Genomic DNA, 24,170 nt, shown 5'->3' with positions numbered 1-24,170 from the left:
GCGTTTCCCGCAGGGGAAGCGGACGGCCGGGGCGATCCGGAACAGCGGCTCCAGGGGATGCGTCGGGGACATGGCGAAGCATATTTTCGTGACGGGCGGGGTGGTCAGTTCGCTGGGGAAGGGGCTGACCTCGGCGTCGATCGGTCTGCTCCTCGAGCGTCGCGGCCTGCGTGTCCGGATGCAGAAGCTCGACCCCTATATCAACGTCGACCCCGGCACGATGAGCCCCTACCAGCACGGCGAGGTCTATGTCCTCGACGACGGGGCCGAGACCGACCTCGATTTGGGGCACTACGAGCGGTTCACCAACTCGCCGCTGTCCCGCAAGTCGAACTACACCTCGGGACGGATCTACCAGACCGTCATCCAGAAGGAACGCCGCGGGGAGTACCTCGGGGGGACCGTCCAGGTCGTTCCGCACGTCACCGACGAGATCAAGAACGCGATCCTCGACCTGGCGACGCCGGATGTCGACGTCGTCATCACCGAGCTCGGGGGGACGGTCGGGGACATTGAAGGGCTTCCGTTCCTGGAAGCGATCCGCCAGATCCCGCTCGAGATCGGCAAGCACAACTGTCTGTTCATCCATCTGACCCTGGTCCCGTACCTCAAGGCAGCCAAGGAAGCGAAGACCAAGCCGACGCAGCACTCGGTCGGCCAGCTGCGGCAGATCGGGATCCAGCCGGACATCCTCATCGTCCGGACCGAGCGGCCCCTGGGCAAAGAGGCGTGCGAGAAGATCGCCCTGTTCTGCAACGTGGAGCGGAAGGCGGTCATCGAGGAGCAGGACAAGGAGCTGTCGATCTACGAAGTTCCCGTCGGGCTGGCGGAGAACAAGCTCGACCGGCTGGTGATCGACAAGCTCGGCCTGCCGATCGGCGAGCTGAACCTGGACGACTGGAAGCAGCTCCTCGACCGGATCCGCAATCCGCTCAAGGAAGTGACGATCGCGGTCGTCGGCAAGTACATCGAGCACCGCGACGCCTACAAGTCGATCTACGAGTCGCTGAGCCACGCCGGGTTCGCCCATTCGACGCGGGTCCTCATCAAGCGGATCGAGGCGGAGCAGCTCGAGACGAGCGATCCGGACTTTGCGCTCGGGAGCATTGACGGGCTGCTGGTCCCGGGCGGGTTCGGCTACCGCGGGATCGAGGGGAAGATCAAGGCGATCGAGTTCGCCCGCAAGAACGGTATTCCGTACTTCGGGATCTGCCTGGGGATGCAGACGGCGGTCATCGAGTTCGCCCGGAACGTGCTTGGGCTCCAGGACGCGAACAGCACGGAGTTCGAGTCGGAGTCGGGGAACCCCGTGATCTGCATGCTCGAGGAGCAGCGGACGATCAGTGACAAGGGGGGGACGATGCGGCTGGGGGCTCAGCCGTGTCATCTGAAGCCGGGAACGAAGGCGGCGGCGGCCTACGGGGCCGAAGTGGTGATGGAGCGGCACCGGCACCGGTATGAGTTCAATCCGGAGTATCGGAGCCGGATGATCGAGAAGGGGATGAGCATTGCGGGGCTGAGCCCGAGCGGGAACCTGGTGGAGATCATTGAGCTGCCGAACCATCCGTGGTTTGTGGCGGTTCAGTTCCATCCGGAGTTCCGTTCGAAGCCGCTGGAGCCGCATCCGTTGTTCCGCGGTTTCATTGGTGCGGCGATCGAGCGCCGTCAGAAGAGCGCGAGCGGCGACTGACCAGTTGGGTCCAGGGGGACCCTGGTCAGGGGGTGCAGGGGGGAGAATCCCCGTTGCCCGCCGGAGGCCGTCTTGCCGGGAGATATCTGAAGGAGCATGTGTCCAAGCGCGGACACCGTGCCGGATGGCCCCTCACCAACCCGCGCGGATGGCAAAGCCAGCGGTGTGATGTGAGGGAGTCCTCTATAACCGGTACCACAAAACGGACGCCCGTTGTTGACAACGGTTCCTCATCGAAGCGCCTCCGGCGGCAAGGGGTCGCCCCCTTGACCCCAGCTGCCGAGTGACGCGGTTCTTCGCGTTGGACATCCATCCGCCAGCACGTTTTTCCACCGAAGTCGCCCGTCGCATGGCCCTCCGGCTATGATGGCCGCAACCCGCGACCGCCCGGTCGTCTGGGGTCGACACATCGGTTGGACCGCTCATGCCGTCGTTCCCTCGCGAATACACCGCGCGCGTGCTCTTGACCGTCGGACTGCTGCTCCTGGCGAGCACGGCCACCCACGCCCAGCTCCGACAGCGCTATCAGGTCCTCCGCGTCCCACCGGACGCCGAACCGGCCCCCAGCCCCCCGACACTCGAACAGCGCCTCGACGAAGTCGCCCGCCGGGAAGCGATCGAAACCGGCAAACCGGCCGACCGGGCCGCCATCGCCGCCCGGATCTCCCCCCTCCTCGGACGCATCAACCTCTGGACGCCCAACGTCTATCCCGCCAATGAGCCGCGGTACCTGCTCCTCGACCTCGTCTTCGTCAACCCAACCGGCCAGCCCGGCACCCTGAAGCCCCGCGACGCCGTCCTCCGCGTCGGCGGCAAGGAGTTCCGAGCCACGGACCTCGGCTCGCTCAAGAGCTACGGCGTCCAGTTCATGAGCGGCGAGTCCTTCAGCCCCGTCGAGCTCGTCTCCGAAAAGATGCTTCCCGCCACGCTCCCCGTCCCGGCCAAGGGAGAGCGGCTGGTCCGATGGGTCTTCGGCGGCCTCCCCCGCAGCCGCAACGTTCCCGAGATGGTCCTCCGCGTCTCGCTCGACGACAGGATCCTCGAAATCAATCTCAACGCCCTCGACCGGGCGCGGCTCGGACTGCGGGCGGAGGCGATCGGCCCGCGGAAGTGCCTCGCGCTCATCGAACTCCGCGGCGAGCTCGACACGGTCAACGTCGCGGATCTGGTCAAGTACCTCGAAGACGCCCCCGCCCAGGGGGCCACCCGGGCCGTCATCCACGGGACTCAGGCCCCCGGCTGGCTCAGCGACCACATGAAGACGTGGTTCCAGTTCGGACGGACCGGAGCGACATCGCAGACATTCAGCACGATGCCGACCCTCCCCGCGGCGATCGGCGAGCTGCACCTCGTCGTCCCCCCGACCGGCCCCGGCGAATCAGCGGCGGACGATCCCGAACAGGACCTCATCAACGCCGAGGCGATGGAACTCGCGGAAGAGAACACCGGCAGCCAGATCCACGAGTCTCTCTCCGACGCGGTCCAGGAAGCGCTCCGGACCTCCCTGGAGGCCCTGCCGCCGGAACAGCTCGTCCGGGAGATCGAATCGGGACACCGGCTGGCCCGGGCGGCCGCGCTCGCCCAGGGAGGAAGCCGGCTGGGACCGGAGCTGATCGGCGTCGTCAACGAGTACGTCGACGGGAATGACGATCTGCTCAAGTCGGCCGGACTCGTGGCGCTCGGTGAGATCCGCGATCCGCGAGCAGTCGCAAGGCTGGAGAAGACCCTCGTCGAAGGACCGCCGCGGCTCGCCCGCATCGCCATGGAAAGCCTCGCCTCCTCGCGGTTCGAGGAGTTCCACCAGGCCCTCACCCGGAACCTCGACAAGCCGATCGCCGTCCCCGCGAGCGAAGCGATCGAAGTCCTGGCCGCCTTCGCCCACCCCGCCTGGAATGACCGGCTCCTCAAGCATTGCGAGGACAAGAGCGCGGAGATCCGGCTCGCCGCGCTCCGCGCGGTGCGGCGGATCGGCCACCCGCAGCTGCTGCAGGTCCTCAAACGGCTGGTCCACGATCCCGATGAACGGGTGCGGGTCGAAGCGTTCAACATCCTCGTCGACCGGACCGATCCCGAGGCGGAATCGATCGCCATGGAGATCTGCCTGGAACGGCTGAAGGACACCAAGGCGTCCGACGCCGACATGCAGAACGTCTACGGACTCCTCTACCGGACCCGCGACCTGCGGGCCGTGCCGCCGCTGCTCGACCGGATGGCGACGATGAAGCAGGGACGGTCGCAGATCATCGGTCTCCTGGGACTGATCGGCGGCAGCGACGTCATCGACCGTCTCATTCGCGATTACGACAAGCTGACGGTCGAAGAGAAGGGGGCCGTCCTTTCGCTCCTCTCCGAGCAGCAGTCGCGGGCGGGGCGGGAGCTGGCGATTCGCGAGATCCAGGGAACGGACACGAACCTTCGAGAGATCGGTCTGCGATACCTGGCCTCCACGGCCGACCCACAGCTCCTGCCTCTCCTGCGGCAGCGCCTCAAGTCCTCGGTACCGCGCGAGGAGGTGGGCTCCTACCTCAACACGCTCTACCAGGTCGGCGGTCCCGAGGCGCGGGAGATTCTGCAGTCCCTGCGGGCGAGTGTCGAAGGGGACCTGCGGATGGAGGCCGGGCAAATGCTGGCCAACCTCTACGCCCGCTCCCCCGCCTATCAGTTCCTGGAGGGAGCCCAGCAGAAGGGGAGCGGGAACGAGAAGCAGGATCATGAGCGGATGGTGGAAGTCGCCACGATCGCCCTGGAAATGGATCCGCTGCTGCCGTACGCCTGGGCCAGCCGCGGGAACGCCTTCCTGTGGTTGAACAAACTCGACGAAGCGGAGCGGGACTTCGGACGGTCGGTCGAGCTCGACGGCGAGAGCGCCAACGCCCTGACGGGTGTCGCGATCGTGCAGGTCCGTCGAGGAAAGGTCGACGAGGGACTCAAGGTGCTGGACCGCGTCCGCGACGAGTACCGGCAGAATCACCTCTATCTCTACAACGCGGCCTGCGCCTACGGCCGGGCCGTCGAGCAGGTCGAGAAGGAGCCGGCGTCCCCCGAGCGCGATGCCAAGCTCAAGAAGTACCAGGACGAAGGACTCTCACATCTCCGCAAGGCGATCGACGCCGGCTTCGAGGAGTTCTCCCTCATGAAAGTCGACCCGGACATCGCCACACTGCGGGCCCTTCCGGAATACAAGACGAAGATCGCCGGCGAGAGCGAGGCGGGGGGCGAGAAGGAAAAGGATGCTCCCATGTGAGGATCCCGGGACGGGGCGGGGAATCGCGCGAACCCGTTCCTCGCGCCCAGTGTCGGATGGATCTCGTTTCCATCCGGTCTACCGATGAAGACAAGCCGCGAGCCCGCTCTCCTCAAGTTCCCGATCACCCAATGTCGGCCGATCTCTTTCCACCGGAGCTGGTCCAGGACGATCACCTGATCGTTTCGGAGAGGATCCGCATTCCGCTGGCGGCGCTGGAGTTTCAATACTCTCGGAGCGGCGGGCCGGGGGGACAAAACGTCAACAAGGTCAGCTCGCGGGTCCAGATGCGGTGGCCCGTCGTCTCCGCCGAACTCCCCGACGAGGTCCGGGCCCGTCTGGTTGCCGTGAACCGCAACCGGATCACGAAAGACGGCGACCTGCTCCTCGTCAGTCAGCTCTATCGCGACCAGCTTCGTAACCGCGTGGAGTGCCTCGTTCGACTTCAGGAACTCGTGCGGGCCGCGCTCGTCGCTCCCCGCGCCCGCAAGAAGTCGAAACCGACGCGGGGGTCAAAGGAGCGGCGGCTCAAGGAAAAGCGACAGGGGGCCGAACGGCGAGCCGCCCGCCGAGTCGACCACGGGGACTGACGGGTTCCCGGATCGGCAGGCTGCAGCCGCTTTGACCGTCAGCCCACACCGGGCGGCATGATGTAAACGACCCGCAGGTCCATGACGTTCGTGTGCGTCGGACCGGTCTTGAGCAGGCCGCCGGTCTGCTCGAAGAACGGATAGGAATTGTTGTCGTCGAGAAAGGCCCGGGGATCGAGGCCGAGCTCTCGCGTCCGGGCCAGGACATCGTCATCGACCACCGCTCCGGCGGCGTCCGTCGGTCCGTCTTCGCCGTCGGTTCCTCCGGAAAGCACCGTGATGCCGCGAACGTTCTCCTGCCGCAGGTAAGCGAGCGCGGCGAGCGCCAGTTCCTGATTGCGGCCTCCCTTCTGCGGACGGCCCGTGCTGGCGACCCGGACGACTGGTTCCCCGCCGCTGATGAGACAGACAGGGCCCATGCCCGCCGGCATTTCCTTCTGAACCCGGACGGCTTCGGACGCGAGAGCTGTTCCGACCTCGCGGGCCACACCCCCCTGGTCCCAGCCGAGGATGCGGACGTCTCCGTGTCGGATTCGGGTGACTTTGGCAGCCGCGGCGGCAGCGGCTTCGACCGCAATTCGATTGTTGCCGATCACGAAGTTGCGGACGTGTGAGAACGAGGCCGATTCGGCGGCGGACTGGCGGGATTTTGCTTCGAGGATCGCCCAGACCGCGTCGGGAACCTGGCGACGATCCGGTATGAGTTCAGTCAGGATCTGGATCGCTTCCGCGGCGGTCCCCGAATCGGGAACCGTCGGTCCCGACGAGATGACGTCGAGCGGATCTCCGGCGACATCGGAAATGATGAGGCTGACGAGCGGCGCCCGGCACGCCCGAGCGAGCCCGCCCCCTTTGATCTTCGAGAGCTGCTTGCGGACGCAGTTGAGCTGCTGGATCGTGGCTCCTGCCCGCGACAGGAGCCGCGTCAGCGTCACCTTGTCCGCCAGACTCAGTCCATCCACCGGCGCGGGGAGAAGGGCGCTGCCGCCTCCCGAGATCAGCACCAGACAGAGGTCGTCCGGTCCCAGTTGAGAGACCTGTTCGAGGATCTGCTGCGAGCCTTCGACTCCCTCCGGCGTCGGCTCGTTGACGCCGGCCGGCCGCGCCGCGTGGAGATGGATTTTCGCGAGCGGGCGGATGCAGTCGGCCGGAACGTTCACCCAGCCGCTCAGGCGGTCGCGGAACCACTTCGATGAGAGGACATCTTCAACCCCTTCCGCCATCCCGGCGCCCGCCTTGCCCGCTCCGACAACCAGCACGCGCGACTTGTCCGAGAGCGGATAGGCCTGACCATGAACGACGAGCCGGCCCTCCAGGGCCTCAAGAGAGTCTTGAACGAGCGGCCGGGAAAAGACCGAGGCCACCCCCGCCTCCCAGATGAGCCGGGCCGCGGATCGCTCTTGATAGTCGACGGACATCTCCGCGTCCCCTGGGCTGCCGCTAAGGCTCTGGCAGCCGGCCGAAACCGCGCTGGCCATGGACGGGATGGACCGGCGCCGCCTGTCGGGCGCGCGCCGATCTCCCTGAAACCGATTCAGCAGGGGGTGCGGTGGAAGTGGACGTGCTTCCAGCCGCCGGAGGTCTTCTGCCAGACGCGGGTTTCGTTGGATGCGACAGTGACCGGAGCGCCGTCGGCGCCGGTCTTCTGGACGAGGCGGACGTAGGTCAGGACGGCGGCCGATTCGCCGAGCATCCGGACGAACGGGGAGGCCATCGAGGACTGGCGGGGCGAGCCGCCGCCGGGGAGGTCGAAGTAGAACTTGTGGAAGGGGAGACCTTCGACGAGGTGGCCGTTCGCTTCGGGCTCGAAGCAGGTGATCGAGTCTGCGCACAGTTCGGCGTAGGCCGCCCAGTCTCCTTTGTCGATCGTCGTCAGCAGCTTGCGATTCGCTTCGAGCACTTCAGCCTGGGACACGGACACCCTCGTCAATCCAGCACGCCTGGGAAAAACCGTCCGGCGACGGGCCGGAGCGGACAGCAGTGCGAAAGGTATGGGGCGGGATTTGGTCCGTCCAGCGCGGATAGGCCGGGAGGGGGTGCCTGAGCGCTGTCGGCGCGGGCGTTCCGCGGGAAACCTTTACTCCTGCAGTTCGCGCTGGGCCTGGGAGACGACCTGGAGGAAGTGGGAGATGGCCGGGATGGCGAGCCGGACCTCGTGTTCCATAGGTTTGAGGTGGTTTTCGAGGACGTTTTCGCTGCTGCTGTCTTTCCAGTGGTTGCTGGCGGTCTGCCAGGCGATCTGGAGTTCGTCCATGGCTTCGTGGATTCGTCCTGCAGCGCCGGAGATGTTGCCTGGGTGCATGGTGGTCTCGTGGGCGGGAGAGCGAAGGTCGGAAACGAAGATCGTGTCCGGCATTCTATCCGGAAGATGCCCCAAGTACCGGGTCCAGGGGCACCCTGGTGGGGGGATGCAAGGGGGCCACGCCCCTTTGCCCGCCGGAGGCCTGGCCGTGGAGAGATGTCTGAAGGAGCGCGTGTCCAAGCGCGGACACCGTACCGTATGCCCTCTCACCAACCCGCGGGGATTGTAAAACGAGCGGTGAGTCCTCGACGCCGGTACCACAAAGCGGACGTCCGTTGCGTACCACGGTTCCTCATGGAAGCGCCTCCGGCGGCAAGGGGTTGCCCCCTTGACCCCAGGCTGCCGTGGCACGTTGGGTTTGAGCTATGGAAGCCCGTCCGGCATGACCGTCGCTTCACGCAGCCCGCAATGCCCGTGAATGCCCCGCGAAACGGATCCAGTCTGTCACCTCGTCCAGATCCGGCGGCGTCGACGAACGCAGCACTCGCGCGGCGTCACGAGTCTCCAGGAAGGCCTCGACCTGCTTCCACAACGTCGCAGGAGCGATCCCCGCCAGTTGCTCCGCCGTATCGACGCCGCACGCGACCAGGATCTGCACATCGTGCCCCCGCAGCTCGGGGACCCGGCACATCAGCACCGCCTGCCGCTGCCAGTCCTGAGCCTGCCGCGCGGTCACCTTGGCCTCCGTGAGTCCCGCCGAAATCGACTCCGCCCGACGCCCGATCAGGTCCGACACCGTCAGAATCCCAAGTTCCTTCAGCCGCTCCGCCATCTTGGGACCAATCGAAGGCGCGTCGACGACGGGACTGTCGGTCTGCAGGAAGTACCGCCATTCCGAGGGCTCCGCCTTGCCCCCCGCTTCGCCGGGCGACTCGGCACGAAGCCGCATCCGCGAAGCGGAGTTCCTCAGGGTGACACGGTTCTTTCGTCCGGCGCGCGTCCGGCGAGCCCGCCGCAACGTCCGTGGACCGCGCCCGGAGTCATCCCCGAAGGGACCGGGATCATCACCGCCAAAGCCGTTTCCCCCGTCCCCTTCGCCGTCCGAGCCGTCGTCATCCTCTCCCCATCCGGCGGCATCGAGGGCGTCAGCCAGAGTGCGGGAGCGATGGGCAGCGCCAATCCACTGACGGGCCGATTCCCGCGACGGGAACGTCTGTCCGGGCGCCAGCCATTCAAACGAGCCAGGCGACATCCCATCCTGCAGCCGGAGGGCCCGCGCCAGAAGAACGTCCGCGTCGATCTCGGCGAGCTCGGCGGGGTTGACGATACCGCAGGCGACGATCAGCTGGACATCACGCCCCGTCAGTCCCGGGACGCAGCAGAGAAGGCGGCCTTCCGCCTGCCACGTGCGAAGCTGCGCCGCCGAAACCTGGAGGCTGCTGAGAGGCATGTCGACCGACTCGGGATCGACGTCGATCAGATCGGCCACGGTGGCGATGCCAATCGCGCCGAGCCGGCGGCCCATCTGGGCGCCGAGAGACGGAATCAAGCTGACGGGGGAATCGACCTGGAGCCAGAACGGGCTGTCGGGCTGACTCCGGAGAGAGATGGTGTCGCCCGGCTCATCGATCTCGTCCATGGCCGAGACGGCCTCGGGAGCCGAAGCGGCGGCCGGGATCGCACTCGGTGCGAGCATGACGGGCGCGGTCAATCTTCGCTCGATGGAGGCCGGAACCTCCGCTGCGCGGACAGGACGGGGTTCCGCGGCGGTGCCGCGGACAACCGGCTGCCACTCCCGATGCAGACCGCGGACGGCAATCCCCATCTCGTGGAACAGCCCCGCGAGGTGGTCCTGGCAGGTGAGGAAGAGGATCTGATGCCCGCGGGCGGCCGCCTCCTTGAGGACGGTCACGGCGATGCGGAGCCGTCCTTCGTCCGTGTCGACAAGGACATCGTCGAAAATGAACGGCAACCGCAGCCCCCGGCGGGCGTACTCGTCGGCGAGGGCGAGCCGCAGCGACAGCGCAGCCTGATCGAGCGTCCCCCGGCTGAGCGAGGAAAGCCCGTGCTGCTGGCCGCTCGACAGGACGGCGTAGAGCTCGCGGGTCTCGGGTGCGTACCGGAAGCCGCTGTAGCGCTCCTCGGTCAGACGGCGGAACGTGGCGGAGGCGTCGGCAATGACCGGCGGCTGGATTTCGTTCTCCAGCTTCCGCCGCGCGAGGTTGAGGGTCGCCTGGAGGAGGGCCAGCGACTGCCACTGCGAGCGGGAGTCCGCCAGCTTCTGCTCAAGGACCGAGTATTCGTACTGCATGCTCTGCAGCGCGCGGTCGTCGGCGAACTCGCCGCCGCGGCCTTCGATTCGAGCGAGATCCCGAATCAGCGCCGCCTGCCGCCCCCGGACTCCCTGGAGCTGGAGCCAGAGCTGGTCTTTGAGGTCGGCGAGTTCGCGAGCCAGTGCGGCATCGCCGGGACGGGCCGTCGAGTCTTCAACGATCTGCTCTTCGGGGATCTCGACGATCGACCGCTCGACAGCCGTGGGAACCGGCGCGGCGGCCAACGCCTCCCAGCGGCCATGGGCATCGCACTCGCAGCCGACGCGTTCGAGGTCGCTGCGATAGCGGATCCGCTCCCGATCGGTGTCCGCCTGCGCGGTGAGGATCGCGTCGCGGCGGGACCGCAGGTCGCGGATCCGGGCTTCCAGATCGAGCTCCATCCGGTCGACACCGTCGCGCTGCGCGAGGAGCATCCGCCGCTGCGACTCCTTCTCTCGCCGATTGAGCGACTGGCACAGGAGGTAAACCTGCTCCCGCATGCTGTCCGAACTGCCGGCGAGCGCCGCCTGCGTGGCGTCGCACAGGCAGCGGCCGATCTTCTGAGCGTCGAGAACCTGCTCGACGAGCCCGTCCAGCCTGTGGAGATTCCCTTCCAGCAGCCGCAGGGCAGCGCGGTCCCGAGCGAATGTCGTCGGATCATCCGGGGTCTCGGCTCCGGCGAGGCTGGCGGACTCGACCGTCAGCTTCCGCCGGGACGACGCGAGGTCGCGGAGGACCTGCCGGCAATGTTCGATCTGCCGGTCCAGTTCTTCGATCTCCGGGAGCGCCGTCGTGACGAGCGGCGCGGCGACGGGCTGCTCGACCTCGACACGGCGGACCGTCCGAATCGTGCGGGAGGTGCGGCCCCACAGGCGGTCGTGGCAGGCATTGAGATCGCACTGGACCGTCTGGAGCTGCTGGTCGAGCCAGTCGATCTCGCGCTGCAGGCGGGCCCCTTGCTCCTGGAGGCGGCGCAGCGTGGCGGAGTGGTCCTCGTGGCGGGTCTGCTGTTCGCCCCGACAGACGTCGATCCGGGCGCGGAGCCGGTCCCGTTCCGTCTCGAGCTCCTGGATCCGGCCCTGTTGCGGGGAAGGGGAGAGGAGGCCCGACTGTTCCCCCTGAAGAGTCTCCATCTGGCTCCGCAGCCAGGTGGCATCCGAGCGGCGGGTCCGCAGGTCGATGCCGTCCCGGTCCGCAATGTCGACGAGTTGTCCCAGGCTGTGGGCTTCCAGGCTGCCGACAGCGTAGAGCGTCCGGAACAGGTCCGGCCGCAGTCCCTCGATCGTTCCCCGCAGCCGGCGGGCATCCTCCGGCGAGCCGTGGCTGACGTTGATCGCGAGCGTGTCGGAAAGATCGTTGCGGGCGTGCCGGGTGAGCGTGAAGCGGACCGGATCGGTGAGGACCATCGAGCCGCCGGGGGTTCCACCGCGAAGCGGCGGCAGGAGGCGGAGGCGGCGGGCCTCGGAGTAGCCGAGGAACAGGCCGCGGATGAACTGCAGCAGCGTGCTCTTGCCTGATCCATTCGGACCGTGAAGGACCGTCAGTCCTTCGTTCAGGTCGTGCAATGGAAGGGCGGACAGGACGCCAAACCCTTCGATGCGAAGATCACGAATTTTCATGAGAGACCCCCCGGCATGGGACAGAACGCCCCGACGTGACGTGCGACCGCACTAACGAAGCGCCGTGAAGCCGTGAACCGCAAGAACGCGGACCGCTTCGGCGCTGAGACGTGACTGAAGTGAACGATGGACCTGGGACGGCGTGACGAACCGCAGCGCGTCCGGAACGGAAATGCCGTCGGCGGCGGTCAGGGCGACGAGGTCGTGTACCGAAGATTGTTCAGCGGACCAATCGCGGCAGCCGTCCAGAATGGTGGCCAGCGTCTCGGGGAGAGACGCCTGAAACCGGCTCGCCGTTGAATCGAACCGGGCCGAGAGGCTGGCGGGCCAGAACGGAATCTCGGTTGCTGCGGCGACGCGCTGGAGGTCCTGCTGAAGGCTCCGCAGACGATCCGCGGCACAGTGCGCCAGCGTATCCGGCGACTGGGGATCGAGCGTCCAGCGGGCGATCCAGGCGTCGCAGGAGTGGGCCGACGAAAACTCTTCGAGGCGGTGCGTCAGCTGGCTGCGGAGGCAATCGGCGGTGGTTCCCGGCAGGACGGCGTGTTCCTCTTCGACCCAGCGGACGACGTCGGAGGCGATAAACTCCGTCTGAGGCGGACGGCCGACGGCGAGGGAGAATCCGAGGCAGCCGTGGATCCCCGCCTCTTCAAAGCCGGATCCCTGCGGTGCGCCGGCGGCGAAGACGTTGGCGTGGAGCGAGTCCCGCATCGGTCCGCCGAGGGCGACATAGTCGGCCCAGCGGATCAGTCCGGGATCGACCGCCAGACCGGGAACGACGATCAGGTTCCAGTCGGCTCCCCCCTTAGGAACGGCCAGGGAGGACGAGGACGTGCGGCAATGGACCCGGACGTTCGTATTGAAGAGGACGAGGTCGGCCGACGCCTCCTCGGAGAGGAGCGTGACGTTGCCGGGGAGTCCGACGTGGGTCTCGATCCAGCGATGGAGGCCGGCGGTCGGCTCGGCCCAGACGACGTGAATGCCGTGCGTCTCGAGACGGCGGAACTGCTCCCGCAGGAACCAGGGGCCTCGGGAGCCCGGACCGCTGTCGCTGGAGAGGATGTCGCCCGCGAGGAGGATCAGTTCCGCGCCGTGGGAGATCGCGGTGCCGAAGACGCGTTCCGCGGCGCGGAAGCGGGCGTCGATGAGGAGGTCGCGAAGTCGCGGAGGGAGATCGGGAACGCCGTCGAGCGGGCGATCCAGTGCGAATCCGGATGAATGAATTCCGGAAAGTGTTCCCGCGGTTGTGCGGGTTCCCCGGTTTCCTCGGACCGTTGTCGCGGCCTGAGCCCCAGAGCTTGTTGGGGGGAGTGCTCCTGCACTCATTCTGCTGCCTCCCTGCGGCGGTCTGCACACGGTCCAACCGTATAAACCTTGATGAATCTACGGCAACGAAGTCGTGGAAACAATCCCATTTCATAAGGTCGAGCTGCACGGGTGATTGCGCCCTATCAACCGGGTCCAGGGGCACCCTGGTGGGGAGTGCAGAGGGGCAACGCCCCTTTGCCCGCCGGAGGCCCTCTCGTCGAGAGATGTCTGAAGGAGCACGTATCCAGACGCGGACGACGTGCCGGATGCCCCCTCACCAACCCGCGGGGATTCCAACGCGAGCGGCGAGTTCTCAACGCCGGTTCCACAAATCGGACGCCCGTTTCTTGCCACGGTTCCTCATAGGAGTGCCTCCGGCGGCAAGGGGGCGTGGCCCCCTTGACCCAGCCCTTTGAAGGTGCATCCTCCTTCATGGTAAACCGGTGTCATGTCGAGACATGCACAGGATTTCCAGGGAGGAGGCGACCATGGTTGGTCAATCGGTCCTCGACCGCTTCATTCAGCAGGCTCCGCTTTGTGTTATGGCCCGGGCGACGCTGGAGAAAGTCTTCGCCCCGCAGAGATTGGATGCCCTGTTTCAACGGACGGCTGTCCGACAGTACGAACGGGAGCTTCTGTTCTCGACCGTCGTCGATCTCATGAGCCTGGTCGTCTGTCGTGTCACGCCGTCCGTTCATCGGGCCTATCAGCAGAAGAAGGCCCAGATTCCCGTCTCCATCCGGGCTCTCTACGACAAACTGGGGCATATCGAACCGGCCACGTCCCGAGAACTGGTGCGGCAGACCGCCTCTGAGATGGCCGAGCTGATCCGGACGCTGCCGGCGATGGCGGCTCCCCTCCTTCCCGGATACCGGGTCAAGATTCTCGACGGCAACCACCTGGAGGGAACAGAGCATCGGCTCAAGCCGCTGCGAACTCAAGGAGGCGGAGCCTTGCCGGGCCAGTGTGTCGTCCTGCTCGATCCCCAGCTGCGGATGATCCTGGACGTGATTCCTGGTCTGGATGCCTACACCCAGGAGTGTCGTCTCTGCCTGCCTCTGTTGGAGGGGATCGACCCCAAGGATGTGGTGATCGACGATCGGAACTTCTGTACGAGCGAACTCCTGTTCTGTCTGGCCCGACACGCCGCGTTCTTCATCACCCGGCAGCATCGGGGCCGGCTGCGATGGGAGGTTACCGGGAAAGCCAAATCGCTCGGCCGGGGCGATTCCGGCCGCCTGACGGAAGAGCCTGTCCGCCTGACGGATCCCACAACCGGTGAGGTCCTGCCGGTCCGCAGAATCACCATCGAGTTGGACGAACCAACCCGGGATCACGACTCCACGCTCCACTTGCTGACGAACCTGCCCGCCAGTGAGGTCACCGCAGCACAGGTCGCTGAGCTGTATCGGGAGCGATGGACGATCGAGACAGCCTTCCAGGAACTGACGACACACCTGAGGTGTGAACTCAACACCCTTGGCTATCCGCCTGCGGCCCTCTTCGGCTTCTGCACGGCGGTTGCGTGCTACAACGTCCTGGCGGTCGTGCAGGCCGCTCTGGCTTCTGCTCATGGCCAGGAGTTCGTTGACGAGCAGTTCTCGCACTGGCGGATGTCGGATGAGCTCAGCCGCACCTACGTCGGGATGATGATCGCGATTCCGGCGGATCAATGGGAACAGTATGGAACTCTTCCCACCGAAGCTCTCAGCCGGCAGCTCCACGTCTGGGCCCAGAGCGTCGATGTCATGCGATATCGCAAATCGATTCGTGGTCCAAAGACACGCACCAAACGTCCAGCCGCGAGGGCTCAGCACATCTCGACCGACAGGCTTCTCAAGCAGCGGCGATCCAACACGGGATAGCCACCTTCAAAGGGCTGCCCCCTTGACCCCAGGCTGCCGTAGTACGTTGGGTTTGAGCTATGGGAGTCGCGCCGGCAAGGACGCGGTCCGGGCATCGACTTTCCCTCTCGACTCAACCTCCGCAAGCTCGTAGACTCGCCCGACCGGCGGAATCGGCCGGAGAGCGCGGCCCGGACGGCCACGAACCAAGGCAAGGGATTGCCCGCATGTACAAACTGCTTCTGGCATTACGCTATCTCCGCACCCGCTTCATCGCACTGGCCAGCATCATCAGCGTGATGCTCGGCGTGGCGACGATGATCGTCGTCAACAGCGTGATGACCGGCTTCAGCACGCAGATGAAAGACCGCATCCGCGGCATCCGCTCCGACATCTGCGTCCAGACCATGTCGACCGACGGTATCGAAGACCCCGTCGGTCTCATGAAAGAAATCGAAGAGGCGGCTGGCCAGCACATCGCCGCCATGACCCCCTCGGTCGAAGTCTACGGCATGATGTCGTTCAACTGGTACGGGCGCGACTGTCCACGACCGGTCACGATCGTCGGCATCGTCCCCGAGACCAAGGAACTCGTCAGCCCCCTTCGCCCCTTCCTGGCCAGCCGCCGCGCCCCGGGCGCCGAGGCGGGTCCGGCAACGGTGCTTAAGGATCCCAACGCACCTCTCTCCTGGGACCTCTCGGAGCAGGCCCTCCACAACCGCAAGAAGTGGCTCGATTCGACCCGGATGCGGCAGCAGTTCCAGGCACAGTCCCAGAGTGAGGATGTGCCGGTCGGCCCCGCCGTCGAGGCTGCCTCGGCGGTCGGTGAGAATCCATTCACAGACACTCCCGATGCGGGCGGAAATCCCTTTGGGGCGCCTCCCGAGTCGGCAGCCCCGGCCGACCCCTATGCCGCGCAGCCGGCACGGATCTTCGTCGCCGAGGGACTCGTCAGCTTCCACAACCCGGACAAAGAGACCGGCAAGCAGACCACCACCATGATGGTCGAGCCCGGCACGGACGTGAACCTGACGACCTATAAAGCGGGGACGCCCCAGCCGGGAAGCATGTCGGCCACGGTCGTCGACATCTTCCGCTGCGGGATGAGCGAGTACGACTCGAGCCTCGTCTTCTGCAACCTCGAAGAGCTCCAGCGGGTCCGCGGGATGCTCCTCCCCATGCCGGGGCAGGGGACCAACCACGGCGACTGGCGGCAGGGCTCCGTCACGAACATCCAGATCAAACTCAAGGACTACGCCAACGCGCCGATGGTCGTCGAAAAGCTCCGCCGGTCCCTCGACCTCGGGCTGCTCAACGTCCGGACCTGGGAACAGGAGCAGGGACCGCTGCTGCAGGCGGTCGAAATCGAAGCGGCGATCCTGAACGTGCTGCTGTTCCTGATCATCGCCGTGGCCGGGTTCGGCATCCTGGCGATCTTCTACATGATCGTCGTCGAGAAGACGAAGGACATCGGAATCCTCAAGGCCCTCGGAGCGACCTCGCACGGGGTCATGTCGATCTTCCTCTCCTACGGCCTTTCGCTGGGGATCGTCGGGAGCGGCGTGGGGGTGCTGCTGGGCCTCGGGATCGTGCATTACATCAACGAGGTCGAGATGGTCGTCTCGTGGTTCATGGGACATAAGGTGTTCGACGAGAACATCTACTACTTCCACGAGATCCCGACCAAGGTGACCCCCACGATGGTCTTCTGGGTCGCGTTCGGCGCGATCGTGATCGCGATCCTCGCCAGCGTCCTCCCGGCCCGCTACGCCTCGCGGCTGCACCCGGTCCAGGCGTTGCGATACGAGTAAGGAAGTCCTCAGTTGTCAGTTTTCAGCCAGACCGCTGATCGCTGACGCCGAGACCGCGGAACCTGCTCTGACTGACAACTGAAAACCGACCACTGACAACTCTCCCATGTCCGCCATCCTCCCTCTGCCGGCCTCGAAGCCCCGTGAGTCCCACATCCGTGCGGTGGCCCTCAGCAAAGCCTACCGCAAGGGAGCGGGGACCGTTCCCGTCCTGCGGGGAGTGGATGTCAGCGTCGGACGGGGGGAATTCGTCACGATCATCGGCCAGTCGGGCTCTGGCAAGAGCACGCTCCTGCACGTCATGGGGCTGCTCGACACCCCGGAGAACGGCGAGGTCCGTCTCGACGGCCACCGCATCGACGACCTGCCGCTGACGACCCGCGACGAACTGCGGAACCGGGTCTTCGGCTTCGTGTTCCAGTTCTACCACCTGCTGCCGGAACTGACGCTTCTCGAGAACGTCCTCTCGCCACTGATGATCCGGTATCCCGTCTGGACCTACCTGAAGCGGCGGCGGGAATTCCGGGACTCGGCCAAGGAGATCCTGCAGCGGGTCGGTCTGGGGCACCGGATGAGCCATCGGCCGTCGGAGCTCTCCGGGGGGGAAATGCAGCGGGCCGCGATCGCCCGGGCCCTGATCGGCCGCCCTCAAATTCTGCTTGCGGACGAACCCACCGGGAATCTCGATGTCCATACAGGGCAGGAGATCATGGACGTTCTGACCCGTTTGAACGCCGACGAGAAGCTGACTATCATCATGGTCACTCACGATAACGCCATAGCCCACAAGGCGCAGCGGATTGTCCGGCTGGCCGAGGGGCGGATTCAGGGGCTGGAAGAGGCTGCCTGAAATCGTGCCGTTTCCGGCGGCGTCGCGGTGGGTCCGAGCTGTCTTATGCGGCCCATTTGTCGGCCGTTGATCCCGCAGGCGGTGATCGCTCCGCCCCGGCAGGTCACGTCGGCTTCGGGCCTCTCTGTCGACCTGCTCCGCTTCACCCCCCGCCTCCCGTCGAGATTCCATGTCCGTCAAAGTCTTCATCAACGGCAAGCTGCTTCCGAAGGAACAGGCCGTCGTCAACGTCTACGACCACGGGCTGCTTTACGGCGACGGAGTGTTCGAAGGGATCCGGGTCTACAGCAAGAACGTGTTCCTGCTGAAGGAGCACGTCGAACGGCTCTACGAGAGCGCCAAGGCGATCCGACTCGAAATCCCGATGACGCCCGAGGCAATGACGAAGGCGGTCCAGGAGACGGTGGCGGCCAACGGCATCGTCGACGGCTACGTCCGGCTGGTCGTCACCCGCGGGGCAGGGGCCCTGGGGCTCGACATCCGCAAGACGAGCGACCCGCAGGTCATCGTCATTGCCGACACGATCACGCTCTACCCGGATGAGCTGTACGAAAAGGGAATGGCGATCATCACCGCCAGCACGATCCGGAACCATCCCGGCGCGCTGAGCGCCCGGATCAAGTCGCTGAACTACCTCAACAACATCCTGGCGAAGATCGAAGGGACCGACGCGGGCTGTGCCGAAGCCCTGATGCTGAACCACAAGGGGGAAGTCGCCGAGTGCACGGGGGACAACATTTTCCTCGTGAAGAACGGTGTCCTCAAGACCCCCGGTCCCGACGCCGGGATCCTGGAGGGGATCACCCGCAACGCCGTCATGCAGCTCGCCCGCGAGGCGGGGATCACCGTTCAGGAGTGCACGTTGATCCGGCATGACGTCTATGTCGCTGACGAGCTGTTCCTGACGGGAACCGCGGCGGAAGTCATCCCGGTCGTGAAGATCGACGGTCGCGTGATCGGGGCGGGAACGCCGGGGCCGATCACGCAGGACCTGCGGCAGCGGTTCAAGAAGTTCGCCCGCGGCGAGAAGTGAGGGTTCGGGGCCGCCGCCAGTTCGCAACTGAGCTGAAGGCATCGGCGTCCACCAGCCTTACCGGCCCCAAAACCGGGGTCCAGGGGGTACCCCTGGTGGGGAGTGCAGAGGGGCAACGCCCCTTTGCCCGCCGGAGGCCCTCTCGTCGAGAGATGTCTGAAGAAGTGAGTGTCCAGGCGCGGACAACGTGCTGGATGCCCCCTCACCAACCCGCAGGGATTCCAAAGTGAGCGGTGAGTCCTCAACGCGGGTACCACAACGCGAACATCCGTTGCTTACCACGGTTCCTCACAGGAGTGCCTCCGGCGGCAAGGGGGCGTGGCCCCCTTGACCCCAGGCTGCCGTAGCACGTTGGGTTTGAGCTATCGGAGCTGCGCCGGCAAGGACGCGGTTTGAGACACCAGTGCGAGCCCATTCGCCCCCTGAGCTGCGCCTCCCGCGCAGAACACAGTTGCTGGCCCACCTCGCGGAGCCAGATTGCTACTTCGGAACCGGGACCGAATCGAGAATCTGACGGACGACCGCCCGCGTCCGGTCCCGCTGCCCCTCGCGGATCACGCCGCGGCCGATCACGCGGTGGGCCAGCACCGGGATCGCCATCCGCTTCACGTCGTCGGGAATCACATAGTCCCGCCCTTCGACCAGCGCCAGCCCCTGGACCGCCTTCGAGAACGTGATCGCTCCGCGGGTGCTGACGCCAAGCGTGAGCTCGCTGTGCTTCCGCGTCGCGGCGACGATGTCGAGGATGTAGTCGTTGATCGCGTCGTCCACCCGGACGTGATGCGTCAGGGTCTGCAGCTCGATCAGCCGCTCGGGAGTCAGGATCGCGTGCAGCTCGTCGGACGGTTCGCCGTGCCGGTGGTTGATAAGGGCGTTCTTCTCCGCCTCACGGTCCGGATACCCGACCTCCAGGCAGAGCATGAACCGGTCGAGCTGGTTCTCCGGCAGCGGGTAGGTCCCCTCGAACTCGAGCGGGTTCTGCGTCGCCAGCACCATGAAAGGGCGGGGGAGCTTGTAGGTCTGCCCGTCGATCGAGATCTGCCGCTCCATCATCGCTTCCAGCAGCGCGCTCTGGGTTCGCGGCGTGGTGCGGTTGATTTCGTCGGTCAGGAGCAGGTTCGTGAACAGCGGCCCCGGGCGGAACTCGAACTCCCCCTTGTTGGGGAGGAACACGCTCGTCCCGAGGATGTCCCCCGGGAGCATGTCGGGCGTGCACTGAAGACGGGTGAACTTGCAGCCCAGCGTGTGCGCGATCGCCTTGGCAAGCGACGTCTTCCCCACGCCGGGGGCGTCTTCAATCAGCAGGTGCCCTTCCGCCAGCAGGGCGACGAGAGCCAGGCGAATGACATCTGACTTTCCCAGAATCGCCTGCGAGATGTTCTTCTCAACGGCCCGCAACCACTCATGATGCTCGCTCACGCACGACCTCTACCGCGCTTCATGACATCCAGATTGCAGGAACTTTAGCGGACTTCGGTGGCCAGCGGTATGAGCCGGGGAGCGCCGGCCCGGGTGAGGGCGCAATTCCAACTTTCTTTCGACATTCTTTACAGCCCGTCCCGCGCAGAGTCTCGGGCCGGAGCGCGCGTGTCATCAACGGGCGCTGATTGCTCGCGACTTGGGCGCGACTTCAATAGGATCGGCGATCGGCCAGGGGACGACGTCCGCGTGGCTGCCGCTCGATCCTGATGAAACTTCCTTCGCTCCCCGCTCACGGAGTGTCTTGATGTCGCCGGCGCGTCTTTCGTCGAGTCTTCTCGCCCTGCTGCTGTTGGCACAGGTCCCGGCCTTCGGTCAGAAGATCGCCGTTCCCCGCCGCCATGACCGGCCCCCCGGCCCCGCGCTGACGCCGGAGCAGGCGGTCCAGAGGATGACCGTTCCCGAAGGGTTTCACGTCGAGATCGTGGCGTCCGAGCCCGACGTCGTGAACCCGGTCGCGATGTTCATCGACGAGAAGGGGCGGTTCTGGGTTACCGAGAGCTTTGAGTACCCGCGCCGCGAGCCCGGACCGGGACGGGACCGGATCAAGGTCCTCGAAGACACCGACGACGACGGCAAGGTCGACAAGGTCACGATCTTCGCCGAGGGACTCAACATCCCGAGCGGGATCGCCGTCGGCTACGGCGGCGTGTGGGTCGCCAACGCTCCGGACCTCCTGTTCCTGCAGGACACAGACGGCGACCTCAAGGCGGACAAAACGGAAGTCCTCGTCAGCGGCTTCGGCCGGACGGACACGCACGAGCTGCCGAACTCGCTGACCTGGGGCCCGGACGGCTGGCTGTATGGACTCAACGGCGTCTTCAACTACTGCGACGTTCACTACGGCCCGAAGAATCCGAACTTCAAAGCGGATCATCCCGGCTGGAAGTTCACCTGCGCAGTGTGGCGGATCCACCCAAGAACCAAAGAATTCCAGATCTGGGCGGAAGGGACGAGCAATCCGTGGGGGATCGCCTTCAACGATGACGGCGAGATGTTCCTCTCCGCCTGCGTCATCGACCACCTCTGGCACATGACGGAGACCGGTTACTACATCCGCCAGGGGGGCCCGTATCCGCCGCACACGTGGCCGATCGGCTCGATCGTCAAGCACAAGCATCAGAAGGCGGCCTACTGCGGGATCACCTGGTTCGACAGCGACTGCTATCCCGAGCCGTACCGCAACGTCCTCTACATGGGGAACATCCACGGCGGCTGCATCAACGCCGACATTCTCGCACGGAACGGCTCGACCTACGCCGGCAAACCGCATCCCGGCTTCCCGGCGAAGACCGGGGCCTTCGACCTGCCGGACAACACCATCGCCAAAACGGGCGATGAGAAGAGCCCCAAGCTCGCCGACCTCCTGACCGCGAACGATCCGTGGTTCATGCCGGTCGTTCAGAAGACTGGTCCGGACGGTTGCCTGTACATCCTCGACTGGTACGACCGGTATCACTGCTATCAGGACGCGAATGCGGACCCGGACGGGATCGACCGCGGGAACGGACGGCTGTATCGCCTCGTCTACGGCGAGCGCAAGAAGCCGGCGGTCCGCGATCTGGCCACGCTGGAGCCCACGAAGCTCGCCGATGCCGCCCTCAATGGCGGCAACGAGTATGTCCGCGAGACCGCCCGGCAGATCCTGGCGGAGAAGCTCTCGGCGAAGGACGCGGGATCGAAGCCGGCGCTCGATCTCCTCCACGCGACCGTCGCCAATCCGAAGGCTCCCCAGGCGAAGCGGTTGCGGGCCCTGTGGACACTGGCCTCGGGCGAAAAGCTCCTGGCGGCGGACGATCTCACCCTGGCAATGGAAACGCGCGACGTCGTGACCGCCTGGTCACTTCGGCTCCTGGCCGATCGGGGCGGAGAGTTCCGCGAGCTGTGGGGAGCGTATGTCGCCGGATTCGCCCTTAAGGGGTCTGTGGCCGGCGACGACTTGAGCGTCGCGCTCCAGTCCATCATCGCCTTTTCCAAGCTCCGGGACGGAGAGGCCTCGACACTCGCGTCGACGAAGGTGGCCTTCCTCGGCGCGCTGCTGAACGTCGGACACAAGGACCCGCTGATTCCCTCGATCGTCTGGCAGAACCTGCATCCCCTGCTCGCTCAGGAGGCCGCAGTCGACACGCTGCTCGACCTGGCGCAGGGCGATGACGTTCAGGGACTCGAGGCTCTGATGCCCCGAGCGCTGGCGCGGATTCAGAGTCGTCCCGATCTGACGCCGGCACAGACCGTTCGAATCTATGAGCGTCTTTCCGAAGGGGCCAAAGTCGGCCGGGAGGCGGCGGGGAGCCTTCTCGTTTCGCTCGTGAACGATGTTCAATCGGGAGCCATTCACGGCGAACGGCGAGCAGCCCTCAAGCAGGCGTTCACTCCTAAGCTGGCCGCGATCCTGGCGAAGGGGCCGGATACAGGCCATCACTGGCCGGCTCTCCTTCTCAGCGGCAGCTGGGGCGATCCGCAAGGGGTCAGCGCGATCAAGGCGGCCCTCGAAGCGAAGCCAGACGACAATCGACAGATCGAGCTCCTCAAGGCCCTCATCGCGAGCGGCGACGTCGCGGCTCTCGAATGGTCGCGTCAGCTTCTGGACCGCCCGGCGCTCCAGGAACAGGTCCTGTTCCTGATGAGCCGGATGGACCGTCCGGAGGTCGGGCAGGCGGTCGTGCGGAAGTATTCGGCCCTCGGCCCGCAGGTGCAGCCGAAAGCGATCGAGCTCCTCACCCAGCGTGGACCGTGGGCCGGTGAGCTGCTCGCCGCCGTCGAACAGAAGCAGATCGCCAAGGAAGCGCTCAACCTCAACCAGCTCCGCCGCGTCGGGACGTTCAAGGACGAGAGCGTCCAGAACCGCTTCAAGGCCCTCTACGGCGTCCTCCGCGAGGGACGGAACCCTAACCGCGAGCAGGTCATCAATCAAACCCGCGACTTCCTCAACGGCACGCCGGGAGACCCCATGCGGGGACAGGCAGTCTTCAAGAAGGTCTGCGCCCAGTGCCACAAGATCTACGGCGAAGGGGTGGAGGTTGGGCCGGACATCACGTCGAACGGCCGGGCCAGCTTCGAGCAGATGCTCTCGAACGTCCTCGATCCATCGCTCGTCATCGGCAACGGCTACCAGGCCAGGATCCTGATCACGGCCGACGGCCGCGTCCTGACCGGTCTGCCGGTCGAGGACAGCCCGGAGCGGGTAATCCTCAAGGTCCAGGGAGGAAAGACGGAGACGATCCCCCGCGACCAGATCGACGAGTTCCGGGCGAGCGAAGTCTCGATGATGCCCGAGCAGCTCGAAAAGCAGCTCACCCCGCAGGAGCTGGCCGACCTGTTCTCCTTCATCGGCCTCGACAAGCCGCCGACCGATCCGGCGGCAAAGCGGCTGCCCGGCGTGCCCGCCCACGGGAAGTAGTCCTGTCAGGAAACCCGGTCGGCGCGATCGACGCAGCCCGTCGATCCGCGCCTACGGGGTGTTCTCGAAGAGCTTCTTCTGACGGTCCGCCTGGTCGAACTCCCGGTGGAGCAGGCTCGGCTGGATGTCGCGGTTGTGCTGGTACTTGTCGCTGCGGTACTCCTCGATCGCCCCTTCGAGGGTGTGGTAGAAGATCTGGGCGATCTCCACGCCGGCGTAAATCCGGATCGGCTGGATGGCATACATCTCGAGCGTCCAGAACCCGCAGAAGCCGACGTCGCCGAACCCCGCGGTGACGTGGACGAACAGCCCCAGCCGGCCGACGGAGGACCGCCCCTCCAGCATCGGGACGAGATTGTGGGTTTCCGTCCGCTCCACGGTCCGGCCCAGGTAGACCTGACCGGGGTTCAGAACGAAGCCCTCGGCGGGGATCTCGTAGCGGCGGAAGCGGTTCGGCCGCCGCATGTCGAGGACGATCTCCTCGTACACCAGAAGCTCGTTGTGCAGCCGGAGGTTGTAGCTGTTCGGGTTGAGCTGCGCGGGGTCGAAGGGATCGATCACGATCTCCTTCCCCATCCGGGCCTGAATCTCCGCACCGCTGATAATCATGAGATCGATCGCTGAAGCTGCCGGACCCGAGTTGTTCCCGGAGTGTGCCGGGGACTGGGAGACGGGTCAATCGGGGAGGGGTTCGGCTGAAGGACCGGCGGGGGATCAGGGCGGGCCCGCCGATCCGCTTCCTCTGGAG

Annotated in this window: 15 protein-coding genes; 8 read left to right on the top strand and 7 right to left on the bottom strand. The window is 65.9% G+C overall.

Annotation, left to right across the window (positions count from 1 at the left end; translation table 11 throughout):
• Positions 1-70 precede the first annotated feature (70 nt).
• From VT03_RS28985 to arfB, 3 genes are all read left to right on the top strand, one after another.
• Positions 71-1,690 (top strand): CTP synthase, encoded by a 1,620-nt coding sequence (locus VT03_RS28985; protein WP_075097353.1) that lies wholly within the window; start codon positions 71-73, stop codon positions 1,688-1,690.
• A 424-nt stretch (positions 1,691-2,114) separates the two neighbouring features.
• Entirely contained in the window at positions 2,115-4,934 is a 2,820-nt protein-coding gene (locus tag VT03_RS28980; protein WP_075096233.1) for a HEAT repeat domain-containing protein, read from the top strand.
• 131 nt (positions 4,935-5,065) lie between these two features.
• The gene (gene arfB, locus VT03_RS28975) at positions 5,066-5,524 is read left to right on the top strand and encodes an alternative ribosome rescue aminoacyl-tRNA hydrolase ArfB (protein WP_075096232.1); all 459 of its coding nucleotides are present in this window, start codon (positions 5,066-5,068) and stop codon (positions 5,522-5,524) included.
• Positions 5,525-5,562: 38 nt separating this feature from the next.
• Here arfB and VT03_RS28970 read toward each other — a convergent pair whose 3' ends face one another.
• From VT03_RS28970 to VT03_RS28950, 5 genes are all read right to left on the bottom strand, one after another.
• Positions 5,563-6,942, bottom strand: coding sequence for a glycerate kinase (locus tag VT03_RS28970; protein WP_075096231.1), 1,380 nt, complete (start codon positions 6,940-6,942; stop codon positions 5,563-5,565).
• Between the two features lie 116 nt (positions 6,943-7,058).
• On the bottom strand, positions 7,059-7,439 hold the full coding sequence (locus VT03_RS28965; protein ID WP_231870546.1) for a DUF4440 domain-containing protein: 381 nt from the start codon (positions 7,437-7,439) through the stop codon (positions 7,059-7,061).
• A 162-nt stretch (positions 7,440-7,601) separates the two neighbouring features.
• The gene (locus VT03_RS28960; RefSeq protein WP_156514832.1) at positions 7,602-7,826 is read right to left on the bottom strand and encodes a hypothetical protein; all 225 of its coding nucleotides are present in this window, start codon (positions 7,824-7,826) and stop codon (positions 7,602-7,604) included.
• Positions 7,827-8,220: 394 nt separating this feature from the next.
• Entirely contained in the window at positions 8,221-11,697 is a 3,477-nt protein-coding gene (locus VT03_RS28955) for a DUF4332 domain-containing protein (protein ID WP_075096228.1), read from the bottom strand.
• Between the two features lie 51 nt (positions 11,698-11,748).
• Positions 11,749-13,023 (bottom strand): exonuclease SbcCD subunit D, encoded by a 1,275-nt coding sequence (locus tag VT03_RS28950; protein WP_075096227.1) that lies wholly within the window; start codon positions 13,021-13,023, stop codon positions 11,749-11,751.
• A gap of 470 nt (positions 13,024-13,493) precedes the next feature.
• On the opposite strand from VT03_RS28950, the gene VT03_RS28945 reads away from it, so the two are divergent.
• The 4 genes from VT03_RS28945 to ilvE all read left to right on the top strand — a co-directional run bounded on the left by VT03_RS28945 (position 13,494) and on the right by ilvE (position 18,543).
• Positions 13,494-14,870, top strand: coding sequence for a transposase (locus VT03_RS28945; protein WP_075096226.1), 1,377 nt, complete (start codon positions 13,494-13,496; stop codon positions 14,868-14,870).
• Positions 14,871-15,076: 206 nt separating this feature from the next.
• Positions 15,077-16,660, top strand: a complete 1,584-nt coding sequence (locus VT03_RS28940; RefSeq protein ID WP_075096225.1) for an ABC transporter permease — start codon at positions 15,077-15,079, stop codon at positions 16,658-16,660.
• A 106-nt stretch (positions 16,661-16,766) separates the two neighbouring features.
• Complete coding sequence (locus tag VT03_RS28935; protein ID WP_075096224.1) at positions 16,767-17,510, top strand: ABC transporter ATP-binding protein; 744 nt, start codon at positions 16,767-16,769, stop codon at positions 17,508-17,510.
• A 169-nt stretch (positions 17,511-17,679) separates the two neighbouring features.
• Positions 17,680-18,543 carry a branched-chain-amino-acid transaminase gene (ilvE, locus tag VT03_RS28930; RefSeq protein WP_075096223.1) on the top strand — a complete coding sequence of 288 codons (864 nt, stop codon included), beginning with the start codon at positions 17,680-17,682 and terminating at the stop codon, positions 18,541-18,543.
• Between the two features lie 480 nt (positions 18,544-19,023).
• Here the strand turns inward: ilvE and VT03_RS28925 are convergent, their stop codons facing one another.
• Entirely contained in the window at positions 19,024-19,962 is a 939-nt protein-coding gene (locus tag VT03_RS28925; protein ID WP_075096222.1) for an AAA family ATPase, read from the bottom strand.
• A 307-nt stretch (positions 19,963-20,269) separates the two neighbouring features.
• Here VT03_RS28925 and VT03_RS28920 point away from each other — a divergent pair, with 307 nt between their 5' ends.
• Positions 20,270-23,422, top strand: a complete 3,153-nt coding sequence (locus VT03_RS28920) for a PVC-type heme-binding CxxCH protein (RefSeq protein ID WP_075096221.1) — start codon at positions 20,270-20,272, stop codon at positions 23,420-23,422.
• A 51-nt stretch (positions 23,423-23,473) separates the two neighbouring features.
• On the opposite strand, the gene dcd is transcribed toward VT03_RS28920, so the two are convergent.
• Positions 23,474-24,031 (bottom strand): dCTP deaminase, encoded by a 558-nt coding sequence (gene dcd, locus VT03_RS28915; protein ID WP_075096220.1) that lies wholly within the window; start codon positions 24,029-24,031, stop codon positions 23,474-23,476.
• Positions 24,032-24,170 lie beyond the last annotated feature (139 nt).

Origin of the sequence: Planctomyces sp. SH-PL14, assembly GCF_001610835.1 — a bacterium.
Lineage (GTDB): Bacteria > Planctomycetota > Planctomycetia > Planctomycetales > Planctomycetaceae > Planctomyces_A.
Note: the sequence above shows the minus strand (reverse complement) of the source record. Positions and strands in the feature narration are given on the sequence as shown.